Raw genomic sequence first — 16,095 nt, 5'->3', positions numbered from 1 at the left:
ACAGGGAGTTTTCTGTGCCGTAGGGAGCAGCGCTTGAGCCGGAACCCTTCTAGGAAAGTGTTCGCAGCCCGTTCGTGCTTGAACGTTGTTCTACGGAGATAGAGCGTACTGACAGGCTAAGGCAGTTGCGACAAGGCGTCCATGAGCACTTGCGGGGTTGTGTCTGGCTTGTGCATGTTTTCGCTGAGATGACGGCGGAAACGGCGCGCGCCGGGTTGGCCCTGAAACAGATTGAGGATATGCCGCAGTGAGTGTTTGGGCGCATGGCCAAGGGCATAGCGCCGCTCCACATAAGGTAGAAACTGCTCAGCAATACTCTGGCGGCTGGGGATGGCGTGATCGTCGCCAAACACAACCCGGTCGGCCTCGGCTAGAAAATAGGGGTTTTGGTAGGCCTCGCGACCGATCATCACGCCATCCACCTCGCCCATGTGTTGGTGTACTTCATTCAGGGTTTTTACGCCACCGTTGAGTATGATTTGGATATGTGGAAAAGCGTGTTTGATGGCATAGGCGCGCTGGTAGATTAACGGCGGAATATCCCTGTTTTCTTTGGGCGAGAGGCCGCTAAGAATTGCTTTGCGGGCATGGATGGTCAGGCTAGTGCAGCCTGAGGCTTCCATGCGATCAACAAAGCGGTAGAGGAAATCATAATCATCCTGGTCATCAATGCCGATACGGGTCTTCACCGTAACCGGCACGGTCACCTCCGCCTGCATGGCCTCTACACAGCGTGCTACCAGCTCTGGTTCTGCCATAAGAATGGCCCCGATCTTGCCTTGCTGAACCCGGTCTGACGGGCACCCCACATTCAGATTGATCTCGTCATAACCGTAATCCCCGGCAATGCGCGTGGCTTGGGCTAATTGGTGTGGATCGCTGCCTCCCAGTTGCAGGGCGATGGGGTGCTCTTCGTTGTTGAAATCCAAAAACCGGTCACGATCACCGTGTAAAATAGCTTGGGCCACTACCATTTCGGTGTAGAGCAACGTATGGCGAGTGATCAGGCGGGCCAGAAAGCGGTAGTCGCGGGTTGTCCAGTCCATCATCGGGGCGACGCTGAGGCGGCGATCCAGTGGCTGGTGGGGTAGCTGAGTAGAAAGTGGGTTGCTCATTAACACGATGTCGAACGGGTGATTGGGGTTTGCGGCGTGCGGCGGGGCAAACGAGTGCCTCTATTGTCGCATGTTGCGCGGGTGGCGCGTAGGGGCAGAATGGCCGCTTGTTGGGCGGCAACCGAATAGCGGTTGCCTGTAATTGCCGTAGTCGTTCTGTTAGACTCCGCGCCTTTGCTCATTATACCGGGTGTCCATGATGACCCAAACACGGCTGAGTCCGCCCTAGCAGGCTGTCGATCCCTCCCATGGCTTTGCCGTACGGTGCCTGCCGGCGCCGTTCTCCGTTTTTACTGCTGCCGCTGCGCAGCGATGGCTTGTTATCTCCAAACACAGGATTGAAATCCATGCTTCGAACGATTCAGCAGGACTGGTTCAGTAACGTCCGTGGTGACTTGCTGGCAGGGGCGGTTGTGGCGCTTGCGTTGATTCCGGAGGCGATTGCCTTCTCCATCATTGCCGGCGTGGATCCGAAAGTGGGCTTGTATGCCTCTTTCTGTATCGCTGTGGTGATCGCCTTCGTTGGTGGTCGCCCAGGGATGATCTCTGCGGCAACCGGTGCCATGGCGCTGGTAATGGTGACATTGGTCAAGGACCACGGGCTGCAATACCTGTTGGCGGCTACGGTACTGACCGGGGGGCTGCAGATCATTGCCGGCTTTCTGAAACTGGGGAACCTGATGCGGTTTGTCTCGCGCTCAGTGGTGACCGGTTTTGTGAATGCGCTGGCCATTTTGATCTTCATGGCGCAACTGCCGGAGCTGGTCGATGTGACTTGGCACGTTTACGCCATGGTGGCTGCGGGGCTGGGTATCATTTATTTACTGCCGTTGCTGACCACTGCGGTGCCGTCACCGTTGATTTGTATCGTTGTGATTACCGGTGTGGCCATGTGGCTGGGGATGGACGTGCCCACTGTGGGTGACAAGGGCGACTTGCCCGATAGCTTGCCCATTTTCCTGCTGCCGGATATTCCGCTCAATCTGGACACCTTGAAAATCATCCTGCCGTACTCGCTGGCATTGGCTGTGGTGGGTCTGCTGGAATCGATGATGACCGCCACTATTGTCGATGATCTGACCGACACGGATAGTGACAAGAACCGTGAGTGCAAGGGGCAGGGCGTGGCTAACATTGCTTCCGGTTTTCTTGGCGGCATGGCCGGCTGCGCCATGATTGGCCAGTCTGTGATTAACGTGAAATCCGGTGGCCGCAAGCGCCTGTCTACCTTGTTTGCCGGTTGCTTCCTGCTGGTGTTGGTGGTGTTCCTGGGTAAGTGGGTGTCTCAGATTCCCATGGCCGCGCTGGTGGCGGTGATGATCATGGTATCTATTGGCACATTCAGTTGGGAGTCCATTACTAATATGGCAAAACACCCTGCCAGTAGCTCGGTGGTCATGCTGGCCACAGTGATTACCACCGTGGCGACGCATAATCTGGCCATTGGTGTGGGGGTTGGGGTGGTGCTGAGCGCGCTGTTCTATGCCAATAAAGTGGGTCGTATCTTCTACGTGAAAGCCACGCAAAGCCCTGAAGATGGGCATCGAGTTTACGATGTGGTGGGGCAGGTATTTTTCACCTCAGCAGATCAGTTCATCGCTGCGTTTGACTTCAAGGAAGCCATCGATAAAGTCACTATTGATGTTCACCGTGCGCACTTCTGGGACATTACCGCCATTGGCGCCCTGGATAAGGTGGTGATTAAGTTCCGCCGCGAAGGTACAGAAGTGGATCTTGTCGGACTTAATGAAGCCAGCGCCACTCTGGTGGACAAGTTCGGGGTGCATGACAAGCCCGCTGCTGTTGAAAAAATGATGGGTGGCCACTAAGCGTCGCAAACAATTGCCGCATTAAGCGACATAGGAGAACAACAATGACTAACGTCATCGCCTGTATCGACGGCTCTAACGCTGCCTCGGTGGTTTGTGATTATGCTGCCTGGGCCTCACAGCGCTTGGGTGCGCCGCTGACCTTGCTGCACGTACTGGACCATTCCCGCTACCCGGTGAGTGCTGATTTCAGTGGCAATCTTGCCTTGGGTGGTCGCGAACATTTGATGGAAGAGTTGGCGGACCTGGATGCCAAGCGTAATCGTCTGGCGCTGGAGCAAGGAAAGATGATGCTGGAAGCGGCCTGCCAACGGGCCATCGCTAATGGCATCAGTGAGCCTCAGCAACGTCAGCGTCACGGGGATCTGGTGGATACCCTGGCCGAGCTCGAAGACGATATGCGATTACTGGTCATTGGTAAGCAGGGCGAAGAACACGACGGTATCGGCGCTCAGGTGGGTGACAATGTGGAACGTGTTATTCGCGCTCTGCACCGTCCTATTCTCGTGGCCGTCGGTGAGTTTCGTGCGCCGAAAACCATCATGCTGGCATTCGATGGTAGCGCCACCTCACGCAAGGGGGTAGGCATTTTGGCCGGTAGCCCTCTATTTCAAGGGCTGGATTGTCATCTGGTGACCGTTGGCAACAGCAATGAAGGGTTGGATGCAGCGGTGCGACAGCTTGAGCAGTCCGGGCACAACGTGCACACGGCCATTCTGGAGGGTGAGGTGGAGCCGGCCCTGCACCAGTACCAGCAAAACCACAGCGTGGATCTGGTGGTGATGGGGGCCTACGGCCATTCCCGCATCCGTGAGTTCTTTGTGGGCAGCACCACCAACAAGATGATCCGTGAAGCTAAGGTGCCGCACTTGTTGCTGCGCTAAGAGATAAACCCCGCAACACGCTGTACGCCAAAAATAAGGCGGAGATGCCTAGTGGTATTTCCGCCTTTTGCTAATCACAACGCAATGACCTGATGTTCTCTACGACCTATTAACGCGCCATAAAAAACGCGGGCCTGTCTTTGTCGGTGGCATAACAGAGCCCGCGTTTCTGGGTAGGATATGGCGTGCAATAGTGCGAAGCGTATGTTTTGCTGCGCCTTTTTATTCCACCGTAATGGTGATTTTTTCTGATGTGACCGGTGGCTGGTGAGGAACGTGGCGGTAATCGCCGAGGAGTAGCTGCAGGGTATGGGTGCCCGGTTCCAGTTCCAGCTCAGTTTCAGTCTGGCCTTTGCCAAAATGCACTACCTGATCGTTGGCGGGTAGCGGTATGTCCATGTTCGGCATGGTATCCAAGTCGATGAGCAGGTGGTGGTGACCACTGTTCTCTTGCTCGTTGCCGGCCGGCGCCACGTCCATGCCCTCCAAACCAAAGACAACCTTCACGGGGCTGCTAACAGTGGCGCCACTGGTGGGGCTGACAATCTCAGCGGCGGCGCCTTCCGGGGCCGGACTACGAGTGATGCCGGCGGCCGCGGGCTTGGCGGTGCTGTCATCGGTGTTCATGTGATTGCTGTGATCAGCAGTGGCGGGAGCGTTTGCAGCAGGCGCCGTAGTGTCTTTGCCCTCATTGTTGTCGGAGCAAGCCTGTAACAGGCCAGTGCTGGCAATCACCGCGACGAGCAGAGAACGTTGGAACGGAATACGCATGGTCTTTTCCTTAATCAGTTGAATCCAATGAAGACCTGCTGCCGTATATGTGAATGTGGCAGCAGGGTGAACCGGAGTCATGACGTGGTTACAACCATAGCAGAAACCCCGGGCTTGGTGTCTAGCACACTGTTGAAAGTCCTCAGGGCCTGCATGTTGGCCCACACTCGTTATTGCCCTTTTCGATAGAGGAGCTTACACCTTCAAAAGAGCGCCCTCTTGGCCCCGGAGAGGGTTTGGATTGCGAACCAGGGTTAAAGCCAGAGCACGCAATAGGCTTTTTGATAGCCGGCTACATGGCCGCGGCTTTGACAGGTATAATCCGCGCCAGTTTGCACTACTGGAGTCAGCATGACTGTTCGTACTCGCGTCGCCCCGTCGCCCACCGGCGATCCCCACGTCGGCACGGCTTATATCGCTTTGTTCAACCGTTGCTTTGCGCAACAACACGGTGGCCAGTTTATTCTGCGCATCGAAGACACGGATCAGACCCGTTCCACTGATCAGTCTGAACAGATGATCCTCGATTCACTGAAGTGGCTGGGGCTGACCTGGGACGAAGGCCCCGACGTGGGTGGCCCTCACGGGCCTTACCGCCAGAGTGAGCGCAAGGGCATGTACCGCCAGTACGCGGAACAGTTAATTGAAAAAGGCCATGCGTTCAAGTGTTACCGCACCAGCGAAGAGCTGGATGCATTGCGCGCCGGCCTGAAAGAAAGCGGCGAAAATCGTGCGCTTAAACCTTCCGATCTGGAGCTACCTGCGGATGAGCAGGCCAAGCGCGAGGCTGACGGCGCGCCGTACGTGATCCGTATGCGTGTGCCTACGGAGGGTCGCTGTGAAATTCAGGACATGTTGCGCGGACCAGTAGAGCTTGACTGGGCATTAGTGGATGCACAGATTTTGCTAAAATCCGATGGCATGCCCACTTACCACCTGGCGAATATCGTGGATGATCACCTGATGGAGATCACCCATGTGATCCGTGGTGAGGAGTGGCTCAATTCCGCACCCAAGCACAAGCTGCTATATGAATATTTTGGTTGGGACATGCCGGTGCTGTGCCACATGCCGCTGCTGCGTAATCCGGATAAATCCAAGCTCAGCAAACGCAAGAACCCCACCAGCATCCTGTTCTATCAGCGTATGGGGTACTTGCCAGAAGCGTTGGTGAATTACCTGGGGCGCATGGGCTGGTCCATGCCGGACGAGAGCGAAAAGTTCTCTCTGACTCAGATGCAGGATGCTTTCGACATTCAGCGTGTGTCCCTCGGTGGGCCGGTCTTCGATGTGGAGAAGCTCAGCTGGTTGAACGGCCAATGGTTGCGTGAACAGAGTGATGAGCAGTTTCTGGACTCGCTGCTCAGTTGGGCTTTCAACCGCGATTACGCCATGAAGATAATTCCTCACTTGCGCCAGCGAGTGGAGACGTTGTCGGACGTGGCCGATAAAGCGGCGTTTTGTTTTAACGGTATGCCCACCATTACCGAGGCCAGCTTCGAGCACAAGCAGTACAGTGCGGATGACATCAAGGTATGGCTCCAGTATTTGCTGTGGACTTACGAAGCGCGCAACGACTGGAATCGAGAGGGTTTGTTTGCCGATGCCAAGGCGATTGCCGATGCACTGGAAGTGAAGATAAAGGATTTCTTGTTCCCGGTGTTTATTGCCATTGCTGGCACCAGTGCCAGTTTTTCAGTGGTGGATTCCATGGAAATCATCGGCTCGGATATCAGCCGTGCACGAATTCGCCATGCCATTGAGGTGCTGGGGGGCGTGTCCAAGAAGCAGGTGAAGAAACTGGAGAAGGCATACCGCGATTTGCCGGTGGGTTGACTTGAAAAACACAGGCGGGGCGATCCGTAACTTGGCAAGCCTTGCATGTGTTCTGGCGTGAATCGCGGCGACAACGCTATGGTTTTTCACTGTGATCGCTGCGTGTAAACGTAGAACCTGTAACTGGTTTCGCCCAGTTTTTCAGCAACTTGTTCACGATGTAGCCAAATCGACTTCATTCTGAAAAAAACCGCCGGCTGGCGCTTGACAGGGTAGGGGTGGCCGGTAGAATACGCCGCACCAACCGGGATGCACTTTGTCTCGTTTGTGTACTGGGGCTATAGCTCAGCTGGGAGAGCGCAACACTGGCAGTGTTGAGGTCAGCGGTTCGATCCCGCTTAGCTCCACCAAACACGTCCCCTTCGTCTAGTGGCCCAGGACACCGCCCTTTCACGGCGGTAACAGGGGTTCGACTCCCCTAGGGGACGCCAAATAGAAAAGCCTCACTCGAAAGAGTGGGGCTTTTTTATTGTCTGTTTTATGGCCCCAGCCCGGTCAGGTTAGGCCTTCATGTTTCCAATATATTGCCGCAGAAGGTGCGCGGCGGCGGTGCTTCAGTTAAAGCCCCGAATGGTCAGCGTGTGGGCGATTGTTTCGCCGTCCCAAATATATTCGTAGTGAGCACCGGGGGTAATGCTGGCGATGACTTGAGGGGTTAGCAGGGCATAACAATAACGCCCGACGGCGCGGACAGATTCGTAATGGATGCCGCTGTGCTGTTGTTCGCGTAATTGCCGACCAAGCTGATGCGCGGCGGTGTAGTCATCGGCTGCGTGCCACTGAGGGTGGTGATCAGCCGGGGTGATGTCGACGAGGGTGGCGGTGAAGTGTACCTTCAGGCCGCGCATTACAATGCGGTCATACTTGAGCCCATCGACTTGCTGGAAATAACGTTGCTGGTGATAGCGGGTCTCTGCAATGGCGGTCGCCATGCGGTCGGCGCAATAGAATACTCCGAAATGGCCATCAGAGAAGCGCGATCCTGCTGGATTGACATGCACAAAGGGCCCCAGGGCGTAGTTGCAGCCGGGGATGCCCCATGGGCGCTGCTCCGGGGGGACCCGATTCAGATCGCCGATATCATTTTGTAGGCGCGGGTTGGTCAGCGCCTGCACGGCGTACAGTGCATCGAAATCCGCTTGGTCGGCCACGTCATCGAATATCGCAATAGGGGGATATTTGCCGTTGACCAAGCGGTAGGCTGTTTGCCCGGATAAGGATGTGCGCGGCAGTGTATCCGCCCCCTGTGTTTTTAACCCCATTGACCGCCTCGTAGGGTATCGAGCTGGCGGTGCACTTCATAAAGGCTGGCAACCCGGCCGTTGCTCATGATGTCCATGGGGGCGACGCCATTGAAAAAGGGGTTATGGTTTGCCATGCGGACAAAGCCATACACATTCTCTTTATTGCCAAACAAGGTGCGTAGCGCTTGGTGGATGTTCAGCAGATAGCTGAGGCGTTCCAATAGATCCTGCCCGACCCGGGCGCTTTCTGGCTGGTTCTGGTATTTGTGTAGGGTGGAGCGCCCCACGCCCAATAGCGCCATTTTTTCCTTTTCACTGCACTGCCAGTGTTCCAGCAGTTTGAGCACAGCACGTAGAGCGGCGTGGCGTGCGCCGTCGTTCAGAGCTTGTGGGATATAGGCTGTTGCCGGTTCCATGATTGCCTCCTGTCAGGCTTAATAATGAACCATATATTAATAATTGTCTATATGGAGACATGGCGAAGACCTAATGACATTGGCCCGCAACTAAGCGTCAGCTTCCGCGCAAAGGTAAGAAAGTGTCATATTTCTGAACGTATGGCAGCTGTGGGGGTCACTGTCGGGAGTCGTGGCATTTGCGACCCCCAACGCTAAAGTGCGGTTGGTTGAGAAATGGATTGGGAGTGCCGGATGGTAAATCGAGTCAGTGTGTTGAGTGCGGGTATTGTGCTGTTGGCTCTTTTGGCGGGAGGGTGGGTCAATGCTGCCACTGCCGGCCAGCGGCAGTGGACGGATGCGCACCTGCATTATGTGGATTTCATGCAGGAGAGTGAGGGACCGCAGGCGATGATGGCGGCCATGGATGATGCGGGCGTTGAGCGTGCCTGGGTGTTTGGCCTGCCAGTGATGAAAAAGTGGCAGGCAGAGGCGCCGCGTCGCCCGCGATACTATCTGGGCGATGAGGCACCGCTATATTACTACAGTGCTACCGACGACATTGTGGCCCAGGCGGTGCTTTCATTGCCGAAAGATCAGCAGGCTCGGCTGCAGCCGTTTATCAGTGGTTTCAACCCCACGGACATGCACGCCGCCGAGCAGATAGAGCGCTTGATCGAACGTTATCCTGGGTTCTGGCAGGGGGTGGGGGAAATTCTGACCCGTCACGATCAGCTTACCGCCTGGACCGAAGGCGAGACGCCTCGAGCGAATCATCCCGCGCTAATGAAGGTGTATGCGATGGCGGGTCGTTACGACCTGCCCGTATTGCTACACAGCAACCTGACGTCATTGCGCGAAGAGACACCGATCTACCTCGGCGAGTTGGAAGAAGCGTTAGACGCGCACCCTGGGACACGTTTCTTGCTGGCCCACGCCGGAACCAGTGGTGGGATTGAAGAGCGGCAGGGGCCGCTGGGTACCTTGCCGCCTATTCTTCGAGCACTGCTAAGCCGTTATGAGAATCTGTTTATTGATTTATCGTGGAGCGTTAAAGACCACTATTTGATCGATGACGGTGAGCCCAATGAGGAATGGCTAACGCTCATTCGTGAATTTCCGGACCGCTTTACCCTGGGAACGGATTTGGTGGGCCACTTTGATAGCATGGGAAAGGTGATGGAAGAATACGATCCATTGCTTGATGCGCTGCCCAAAAAAGTGGCGAAGCAGCTTTCTCACGGCAATGCAGATGGCCTTGTGCCCCCAAAAGGGGCAACAAAATCCGCCCCTTAATGGATGGCTTCTTCGCGATATAAAAATATCGCTTCGTGCGTTCTCAGGCTCTGAATGTGTGGAAAATCAGGCTTCCATGGCGAAGACGTTAGCGGTTCGAAAACTGCAAGAGGGCAATATTTGCTATTAAGTGGGGATTTTTTGCAGTCGACGGAGCAGCGAAGAGGTGTCCCAGCGGCCGCCGCCCATGGACTGAACCTCACGGTAAAAGTCGTTTATTTGTTCAGTAATGGGCAAGGGCGTACCGTTTCGAACCGCTTCGCGCAGGCAGATATCCAAGTCTTTTCGCATCCAATCCACCGCAAAACCGTGCTCATACTGGTCGTCGATCATGGTCTGGTGGCGGTTCACCATTTGCCAGGAGCCGGCGGCCCCCTGGCTGATGGTTTCGAAGACTTTATTGGCATCGAGGCCCGCATTGAGAGCGAAAGCGAGTCCTTCAGCGAGCCCTTCCACCAGCCCGGCCACGCAAATCTGATTGACCATCTTGGTTAGCTGGCCACTCCCTGCCGGGCCCATCAGATTGATGGCTTTGCCGTAATGTTGAAGCGTTGGCAATACCCGCTGGTAGGTGGCCTCGTCTCCGCCACACATGATCGATAATTGGCCGTTCTGTGCGCCCTGTTGGCCCCCAGACACCGGGGCATCGAGAAAATGACTGCCTTGTTTGCGACTGGCGCCATCAAGTTCGCGGGCCACTTCTGCACTGGCGGTGGTGTGATCCACAAGAACAGCGCCCTCGGCGAGAGTTTGCATAACCCCGTCATCACCAAGGATGACTTGGCGTAGATCGTTATCGTTTCCGACGCAAACAAAGACCAGATCCGCATCCCGTGCGGCGTCTGCGGGGGAGGGCGCGTGACTCCCGGGGTAATCGCGCGTCCACTGTTGCGCTCGTTGGGCCGTGCGGTTGTAAACGGTCATGGCAATGCCAGCTTCGGCCAGGTGGCCAGCCATGGGGTAGCCCATGGTGCCAAGGCCGATAAAAGCCGCGTTCAGTGTGCTCATTGTTTGTTGGCTGCATCATGGCCTGTTGCTGTTGCTGTTGCTGTTGCTGTGTCGGGCAGGGTGAAAGCGGCGAAGCGAGGTTCGGTGAGGCTGCCCAGGTATAGGGTGTTACCGTGTTGCTCCGCGCTGGTGATGGGGGCGAAAGCGCCGTCGCTGTTATCTTGCAGGTTGTGAGTGACTTGCCCTTGCTCATCGAGGCCCAGTACAAAGCCGTGGGCTACTGTCTGGGGTTGCAGGAAGCTGGGCATGCGCAAAGCGACTTTGCGAAGCAGAGGTTTGTCGGAGAGGCTGTCGAGAATGGCATTGCGGGGGCTGAAAAGGGCAAGCCAGAACGTGCCGTCACCGTTCGCCGAAATGCCATCAGGGATGCCCGGCAGGTTGTCCATAAAGATATCGTGGCTGCCGGCTTTCTCCCCTTTGAGCCAGTAGCGAACGATGCGGTAGTTGCCGGTTTCGGTAACCAGGACGAAGTCTTCATTCTGGGAAAGGGCGATGCCGTTGGCAAACTGTAGGCCGTCAAGTAACACTTCGGCCTGTTCTGCATTCGGATCATAACGCAACAGCCGCCCGTGGCCGCCGTGTTCCATGATGTCGTCGCGGGCGTGCATGGCGGGGCCAAATTTGCTGGAGGCATCGGAGAAATAGGCGATACCGTTGCTATCCACGTCCACATCATCGGTGAAGCGGTACTCCAGATCATTGGCGCTGGTACTCAATATGGTGATGGCGCCACTAGCACTGACACTCAAGAGGCCTTTGTAACCATCGGCAACGATTAGGTTTCCGGAGGGGGAGAAATCCAGTCCAAGAGGGCGCCCTTCAGTATTGGCAATCAAGTCAGGGTTCTGGCCGTTTGAATCGAAACGAACGATGCGGCCATCGTCGTACCCCACGTATAGATAACCATCATCATCGATGGCCACGTCTTCCGGGCCAGTGCCCTGATCCTCGCCGAGGATTTGGCTGTTGCGGAGGGCTGTATTGGTAGCGAAGGGGCCATCCAGAGCTGGGGCTTTCGGCGCCTGCCAAGCAACAGGTTCTATGCTGACGGGCCAGAATAAAAGGTAGGCGGCCAGGGTAACAATAACGGCAAGGGCAATGATTTTTTTCATTATCAGGTCTGCATTGGTTAGCGAGCGAGGCCCCGATGCTTGCATGCACGGCGCGGCCACGCAAATGCAGGATGTTAATCATTGGGAATTAACGTGATAGGGAGAAGAACCATTTTCCCTAAAGGGCGTTCCGGTCGCAGTGACTAACGGGTTTTGGTTCAGGGGCGAATGGAGGTTAATGATGGGGGTGCACAGTCGATTAACTGCAGCGCAGTTTATGCAACCTTTGCGTTTGTAGGCACGTTTTTAGTGAGTTCTGGAAGAGTAGTTTTCAGGTTGATGTGTCTGCAGGCACCAAAAAACCGCCCGAAGGCGGTTTTTGGTCAAGCGATGACGAGGCGCTTATTTGCGCTCGTTAACCGGAACGAATGGACGCTCGGCTTCGCCGGTGTACAGCTGACGAGGACGGCCAATCTTGTACGGGTTGGAAATCATTTCGTTCCAGTGTGCAATCCAGCCAACAGTGCGAGACAGGGCAAAGATTACAGTGAACATGGAAGTCGGGATTCCAATCGCTTTCAGGATGATACCGGAGTAGAAATCCACGTTGGGGAACAGCTTTTTATCTTTGAAGTAGGGGTCGTTCAAGGCGATCTCTTCCAGCTTCATGGCCAGCGCCAATTGCGGATCGTTTACACCCAGTTCAGCCAGTACGTCGTGGCAGGATTCGCGCATTACGGTGGCACGCGGATCGTAGTTTTTGTAAACGCGGTGACCGAAGCCCATCAGCTTGAACGGGTCGTTCTTGTCCTTCGCCTTGGCAATGTAGGTATCGATATTATCCAGCGAGCCGATTTCATCGAGCATGTTCAGTACGGCTTCGTTGGCGCCACCGTGTGCCGGGCCCCACAGGGCAGAGATGCCGGCAGCTATACAGGCGAATGGGTTGGCACCGGAGGAGCCCGCTAAGCGCACAGTAGAGGTGGAGGCGTTCTGCTCGTGATCAGCGTGCAGGATGAAGATGCGATCCATGGCCTTGGCCAAGGTCGGGCTGATTTTGGACTCTTCACAAGGGTTGCCGAACATCATGTGCAGAAAGTTTTCTGCATAGCCCAAATCGTTGCGCGGGTACATGAAAGGCTGGCCCAAAGCGTACTTGTAACACATGGCCGCGATGGTAGGCATCTTGGCAATCAGGCGGTACGCGGTGATTTCACGGTGCTCGGGATTATTGATGTCCAGAGAGTCGTGGTAGAAGGCGGACAGGGCGCCAACGACGCCACACATGATGGCCATGGGGTGCGCATCACGGCGGAAACCGTTGAAAAAATTGCGAATCTGCTCGTGCACCATGGTGTGATTCTTCACAGTGCTGATGAACTTGTCGCGCTGTTCTGCGGTGGGCAGTTCGCCGTACAGCAGGGTGTAACAGACTTCCAGATAGTCAGACTGACCTGCCAGCTCCTCAATGGAGTAGCCGCGGTGCAGAAGTTTACCCACTTCACCATCGATAAAGGTGATCTTGGATTCACAGGAAGCGGTAGAGGTGAAACCTGGGTCGAAAGTAAAGACGCCGTTGGCGACCAGTTTGGACACGTCGATAACGTCGCGGCCCAGAGTAGGGGTGTAGATCGGCAGGTCCAGGTCCTGACCCTCTACCTTGAGAGTGGCTTTCTTCTCGGTCATGGGAATCTCTCCATTGGCGGACGAGGGAACGTTCCTCAAGGTAAGGAAGGTCCTCTAAAGCGCGGGGGAAGGTAAGGTTTTGACACACCTTTGTCAACGCGCAAGGGCGAACCGGTGGCTCAGACTTTTGTAAGGTAAACAGCTTGTTACGCCGCAGTGGCGTTTTTGCTTTAGCATGGTGCAATAGAATTTAATGACGTTCACATCGGGTGCATCATTGTAAATCAAGGCGTTAGCCGGTGCTTGCACAATAATTGTCACCCGCAGCGTTTGTTTTGCGCAAGGCGCGGCGATATACTGCCGCCCGGCAGAAACCTCCCGCTGGAGGTTTCACGCGGGCCCACCCCGGCCCGGGCAGATTATTAAGATCAGGCTTCACGTTCTGATCTCAATGACTCTGCCAAGTTCCCGACAACCGCCTCTGAACTGAGGCCCGGCTATAAGTAGGCTACCGTGAACGATAAGCGACCCGTTAACCTCGATCTGAGCACGATCAAGTTCCCGGTCACGGCTATAGCATCTATCACCCACCGTGTAACCGGCGTTGCCATCTTTTTGGCCCTGCCGATTCTGCTGTGGATGCTGGATCGCTCCCTGGCGTCTCCCGAGAGCTTTGCAGACCTGAAAGAACTGATGATGACCTCACTGCTGGTGAAGCTGGTGGTATGGGCCATTCTGTCTGTATTGCTGTATCACCTGGTGGCGGGTATTCGCCATCTGATTATGGACATCGGTGTTGGTGAAAGCCTGGAAGGTGGCCGCCGTGGCGCCAAACTGACTTACATCATTTCTGCGGTGTTGATTCTGCTGGTAGGAGGCTGGATATGGTAACCAGTGTAACGAGCCTGGGGCGTAACGGCCTATATGACTGGCTCATTCAGCGAGTTTCCGCTGTCATCATCGGTGTCTACATGATCGGCATGCTGGGCTACTTGGTCATCGCTGGTGATCTTGACTACGGCAGCTGGAAAGCCTTCATGGGGTCTATCTGCATGCAGATAGCCAACACCCTGCTGGTAATCTCTGTCGCTGCACACACTTGGGTAGGCCTGTGGAGCGTAACCACTGACTACCTGACCAGCCTGAGCTTTGGTAAAGCGGCTACCAGCGTTCGCCTGATTGCCCAGTTGGCAATTGCATTGGCGCTGGTTGTTTACCTGCTGTGGGGTTTGGTTCTGATCTGGGGAGGGGCGTAACCCATGTCCATTCGCACTATTACGTTTGACGCTATCGTTGTAGGTGGTGGTGGTGCCGGTATGCGCGCCTCACTGCAAATGGCTCAGTCCGGTTTCAAGACTGCGCTGATTTCCAAGGTTTTCCCAACCCGTTCGCACACGGTATCCGCCCAGGGTGGTATCACCTGTGCAATCGCCTCTTCCGATCCCAATGACGATTGGCGCTGGCACATGTACGACACCGTGAAAGGCTCCGACTATATCGGTGACCAGGACGCGATCGAATACATGTGTAATGTGGGCCCGGAAGCGGTGTATGAGCTGGACCACATGGGCCTGCCGTTTTCCCGCACCGAAGAAGGGCGTATTTATCAGCGTCCTTTCGGTGGCCAGTCGAAGAACTTCGGTGAAGGTGGGCAGGCAGCCCGTACTTGTGCGGCCGCTGACCGTACCGGCCACGCACTGTTGCACACGCTGTACCAGCAGAATCTGAAGAACGGCACCCAGTTCTACAACGAGTGGTATGCCGCTGAATTGGTAAAAGACGCTGACGGCAATGTTTGTGGTGTGATCGCCATCGACATCGAATCCGGCGAAACCGTGTTCTTTAAAGCCAAGGCAACGGTATTTGCCACCGGTGGTTCTGGACGTATTTACGCCTCTACCACCAATGCCCTGATTAACACTGGTGACGGTGTGGGCATGGCCCTGCGTGCCGGCTTGCCGGTGCAGGACATCGAAATGTGGCAGTTCCACCCCACCGGCATCGCTGGTGCTGGTGTACTGGTAACCGAAGGTTGCCGGGGCGAGGGTGGTTACTTGATCAACAAGGATGGCGAACGTTTCATGGAGCGTTATGCTCCAAACGCCAAAGATCTGGCGTCCCGTGACGTTGTTGCGCGTTCCATGATGATGGAAATTCTGGACGGACGCGGCGATGGCCCGGATGGCGATTACGTTTACCTGAAGCTCGATCATCTTGGCGAAGAAGTGCTGCATAGCCGCCTGCCGGGTATTTGTGAGCTTGCTATTACCTTCGCGCAAACCGATCCGGTGAAAGAGCCGATCCCGGTCGTGCCTACCTGTCACTACATGATGGGCGGCATTCCCACCAATGTTCACGGTCAGGCGCTCAAGCTGGCCGGTGGCCATGAGGGTGAAGCGCAGTTCGTAAACGGTCTGTTCGCGGTGGGTGAAGTGGCGTGTGTATCCGTACACGGTGCCAACCGCCTGGGCGGTAACTCGCTGTTGGATCTGGTGGTCTTCGGCCGTGCGGCGGGTCTGTACATCGAAGATGCGCTGCGTCAGGGAATGACTCAATATGAGCCCCGCGATGCTGACATCGATGAAGCGTTGTCTCGGGTTCGTCGTTGGGATGAGTCTAAAGGTGGCGAGTCTGTTTCCGCGCTGCGCAAAGAGCTGCAGAGTGTGATGCAGAATCACTTTGGTGTGTTCCGCAAGGGCGACCTGATGGCCGAAGGTGTGGCTAAGCTGGCCGATCTGCGTGAGCGGATTGCCAAGGCGCATCTGGATGACAAGAGTAAGCCGTTCAACACCGCGCGTATTGAAGCGCTGGAGCTGGATAACTTGCTGGAAGTGGCGGAAGCCACTGCCATCGCGGCGGAAGGCCGTACCGAAAGTCGTGGCGCGCATTCTCGCTACGATTACCCGGATCGTGACGATGAGAACTGGCTCTGCCACTCCATCTTCGACCCCACAGCGAAAAAGCTGGGCAAGCGCGACGTGAACTTCAAGCCGAAGACCGTTGATACCTTCCAGCCCAAGGCGCGGACCTACTAAGGGG

14 protein-coding genes and 2 tRNA genes are annotated in these 16,095 nt (G+C 55.7%); 9 read left to right on the top strand and 7 right to left on the bottom strand.

Annotation, left to right across the window (positions count from 1 at the left end):
* Positions 1-116: 116 nt before the first annotated feature.
* Positions 117-1,115: a tRNA dihydrouridine(20/20a) synthase DusA gene (dusA, locus tag ABNH10_RS09060; RefSeq protein WP_349385635.1), complete on the bottom strand. Its 999-nt coding sequence runs from the start codon at positions 1,113-1,115 to the stop codon at positions 117-119.
* Between the two features lie 347 nt (positions 1,116-1,462).
* On the opposite strand from dusA, the gene ABNH10_RS09055 reads away from it, so the two are divergent.
* Both ABNH10_RS09055 and ABNH10_RS09050 read left to right on the top strand, forming a co-directional pair.
* Positions 1,463-2,944 carry a SulP family inorganic anion transporter gene (locus ABNH10_RS09055; RefSeq protein ID WP_349385634.1) on the top strand — a complete coding sequence of 494 codons (1,482 nt, stop codon included), beginning with the start codon at positions 1,463-1,465 and terminating at the stop codon, positions 2,942-2,944.
* Positions 2,945-2,988: 44 nt separating this feature from the next.
* Positions 2,989-3,828 (top strand): universal stress protein, encoded by an 840-nt coding sequence (locus ABNH10_RS09050; protein ID WP_349385633.1) that lies wholly within the window; start codon positions 2,989-2,991, stop codon positions 3,826-3,828.
* A 222-nt stretch (positions 3,829-4,050) separates the two neighbouring features.
* Here ABNH10_RS09050 and ABNH10_RS09045 read toward each other — a convergent pair whose 3' ends face one another.
* A complete protein-coding gene (locus ABNH10_RS09045) occupies positions 4,051-4,599 on the bottom strand; it encodes a DUF4399 domain-containing protein (RefSeq protein WP_349385632.1) in 549 nt (182 codons plus the stop codon).
* A 351-nt stretch (positions 4,600-4,950) separates the two neighbouring features.
* On the opposite strand from ABNH10_RS09045, the gene gltX reads away from it, so the two are divergent.
* From gltX to ABNH10_RS09030, 3 genes are all read left to right on the top strand, one after another.
* Positions 4,951-6,435, top strand: coding sequence for a glutamate--tRNA ligase (gene gltX, locus ABNH10_RS09040; RefSeq protein ID WP_349385631.1), 1,485 nt, complete (start codon positions 4,951-4,953; stop codon positions 6,433-6,435).
* A 274-nt stretch (positions 6,436-6,709) separates the two neighbouring features.
* Positions 6,710-6,785 (top strand) — tRNA-Ala (locus ABNH10_RS09035).
* Between the two features lie 5 nt (positions 6,786-6,790).
* A tRNA-Glu gene (locus tag ABNH10_RS09030) sits at positions 6,791-6,866 on the top strand.
* Positions 6,867-6,989: 123 nt separating this feature from the next.
* Here ABNH10_RS09030 and ABNH10_RS09025 read toward each other — a convergent pair.
* Positions 6,990-7,697, bottom strand: a complete 708-nt coding sequence (locus ABNH10_RS09025; RefSeq protein WP_349385630.1) for an RES family NAD+ phosphorylase — start codon at positions 7,695-7,697, stop codon at positions 6,990-6,992.
* A complete protein-coding gene (locus ABNH10_RS09020) occupies positions 7,688-8,095 on the bottom strand; it encodes an MbcA/ParS/Xre antitoxin family protein (protein ID WP_349385629.1) in 408 nt (135 codons plus the stop codon). The genes ABNH10_RS09025 and ABNH10_RS09020 overlap by 10 nt, the downstream gene beginning before the upstream one ends.
* A gap of 234 nt (positions 8,096-8,329) precedes the next feature.
* On the opposite strand from ABNH10_RS09020, the gene ABNH10_RS09015 reads away from it, so the two are divergent.
* Positions 8,330-9,370, top strand: a complete 1,041-nt coding sequence (locus ABNH10_RS09015; protein WP_349385628.1) for an amidohydrolase family protein — start codon at positions 8,330-8,332, stop codon at positions 9,368-9,370.
* A gap of 126 nt (positions 9,371-9,496) precedes the next feature.
* Here ABNH10_RS09015 and ABNH10_RS09010 read toward each other — a convergent pair whose 3' ends face one another.
* The 3 genes from ABNH10_RS09010 to gltA all read right to left on the bottom strand — a co-directional run bounded on the left by ABNH10_RS09010 (position 9,497) and on the right by gltA (position 13,116).
* On the bottom strand, positions 9,497-10,378 hold the full coding sequence (locus ABNH10_RS09010; protein ID WP_349385627.1) for an NAD(P)-dependent oxidoreductase: 882 nt from the start codon (positions 10,376-10,378) through the stop codon (positions 9,497-9,499).
* On the bottom strand, positions 10,375-11,490 hold the full coding sequence (locus ABNH10_RS09005; RefSeq protein WP_349385626.1) for an SMP-30/gluconolactonase/LRE family protein: 1,116 nt from the start codon (positions 11,488-11,490) through the stop codon (positions 10,375-10,377). The genes ABNH10_RS09010 and ABNH10_RS09005 overlap by 4 nt, the downstream gene beginning before the upstream one ends.
* A 342-nt stretch (positions 11,491-11,832) precedes the next feature.
* Complete coding sequence (gltA, locus tag ABNH10_RS09000; protein WP_349385625.1) at positions 11,833-13,116, bottom strand: citrate synthase; 1,284 nt, start codon at positions 13,114-13,116, stop codon at positions 11,833-11,835.
* A gap of 453 nt (positions 13,117-13,569) precedes the next feature.
* Here gltA and sdhC point away from each other — a divergent pair, with 453 nt between their 5' ends.
* From sdhC to sdhA, 3 genes are read left to right on the top strand one after another with little or no spacing between them, the layout of a single operon-like run.
* Complete coding sequence (gene sdhC / locus ABNH10_RS08995) at positions 13,570-13,947, top strand: succinate dehydrogenase, cytochrome b556 subunit (RefSeq protein ID WP_349385624.1); 378 nt, start codon at positions 13,570-13,572, stop codon at positions 13,945-13,947.
* Positions 13,941-14,312 (top strand): succinate dehydrogenase, hydrophobic membrane anchor protein, encoded by a 372-nt coding sequence (sdhD, locus tag ABNH10_RS08990; RefSeq protein ID WP_349385623.1) that lies wholly within the window; start codon positions 13,941-13,943, stop codon positions 14,310-14,312. The genes sdhC and sdhD overlap by 7 nt, the downstream gene beginning before the upstream one ends.
* Positions 14,313-14,315: 3 nt before the next feature.
* On the top strand, positions 14,316-16,091 hold the full coding sequence (gene sdhA, locus ABNH10_RS08985; RefSeq protein ID WP_349385622.1) for a succinate dehydrogenase flavoprotein subunit: 1,776 nt from the start codon (positions 14,316-14,318) through the stop codon (positions 16,089-16,091).
* Positions 16,092-16,095: the final 4 nt, after the last annotated feature.

The sequence above is a fragment of the Alcanivorax sp. genome, assembly GCF_040119285.1.
Taxonomy (GTDB): Bacteria; Pseudomonadota; Gammaproteobacteria; order Pseudomonadales; family Alcanivoracaceae; genus Alcanivorax.
The sequence above is the reverse complement of the archived record's forward strand: the minus strand, read 5'-3'. Positions and strand labels throughout refer to the sequence as shown.

Coding starts and splice junctions, on each gene's coding strand:
- dusA (WP_349385635.1), bottom strand. CDS start 1,115: ATGAGCAACCCACTTTCTACTCAGCTACCCCACCAGCCACTGGATCGC.
- ABNH10_RS09055 (WP_349385634.1), top strand. CDS start 1,463: ATGCTTCGAACGATTCAGCAGGACTGGTTCAGTAACGTCCGTGGTGAC.
- ABNH10_RS09050 (WP_349385633.1), top strand. CDS start 2,989: ATGACTAACGTCATCGCCTGTATCGACGGCTCTAACGCTGCCTCGGTG.
- ABNH10_RS09045 (WP_349385632.1), bottom strand. CDS start 4,599: ATGCGTATTCCGTTCCAACGTTCTCTGCTCGTCGCGGTGATTGCCAGC.
- gltX (WP_349385631.1), top strand. CDS start 4,951: ATGACTGTTCGTACTCGCGTCGCCCCGTCGCCCACCGGCGATCCCCAC.
- ABNH10_RS09025 (WP_349385630.1), bottom strand. CDS start 7,697: ATGGGGTTAAAAACACAGGGGGCGGATACACTGCCGCGCACATCCTTA.
- ABNH10_RS09020 (WP_349385629.1), bottom strand. CDS start 8,095: ATGGAACCGGCAACAGCCTATATCCCACAAGCTCTGAACGACGGCGCA.
- ABNH10_RS09015 (WP_349385628.1), top strand. CDS start 8,330: ATGGTAAATCGAGTCAGTGTGTTGAGTGCGGGTATTGTGCTGTTGGCT.
- ABNH10_RS09010 (WP_349385627.1), bottom strand. CDS start 10,378: ATGAGCACACTGAACGCGGCTTTTATCGGCCTTGGCACCATGGGCTAC.
- ABNH10_RS09005 (WP_349385626.1), bottom strand. CDS start 11,490: ATGAAAAAAATCATTGCCCTTGCCGTTATTGTTACCCTGGCCGCCTAC.
- gltA (WP_349385625.1), bottom strand. CDS start 13,116: ATGACCGAGAAGAAAGCCACTCTCAAGGTAGAGGGTCAGGACCTGGAC.
- sdhD (WP_349385623.1), top strand. CDS start 13,941: ATGGTAACCAGTGTAACGAGCCTGGGGCGTAACGGCCTATATGACTGG.
- sdhA (WP_349385622.1), top strand. CDS start 14,316: ATGTCCATTCGCACTATTACGTTTGACGCTATCGTTGTAGGTGGTGGT.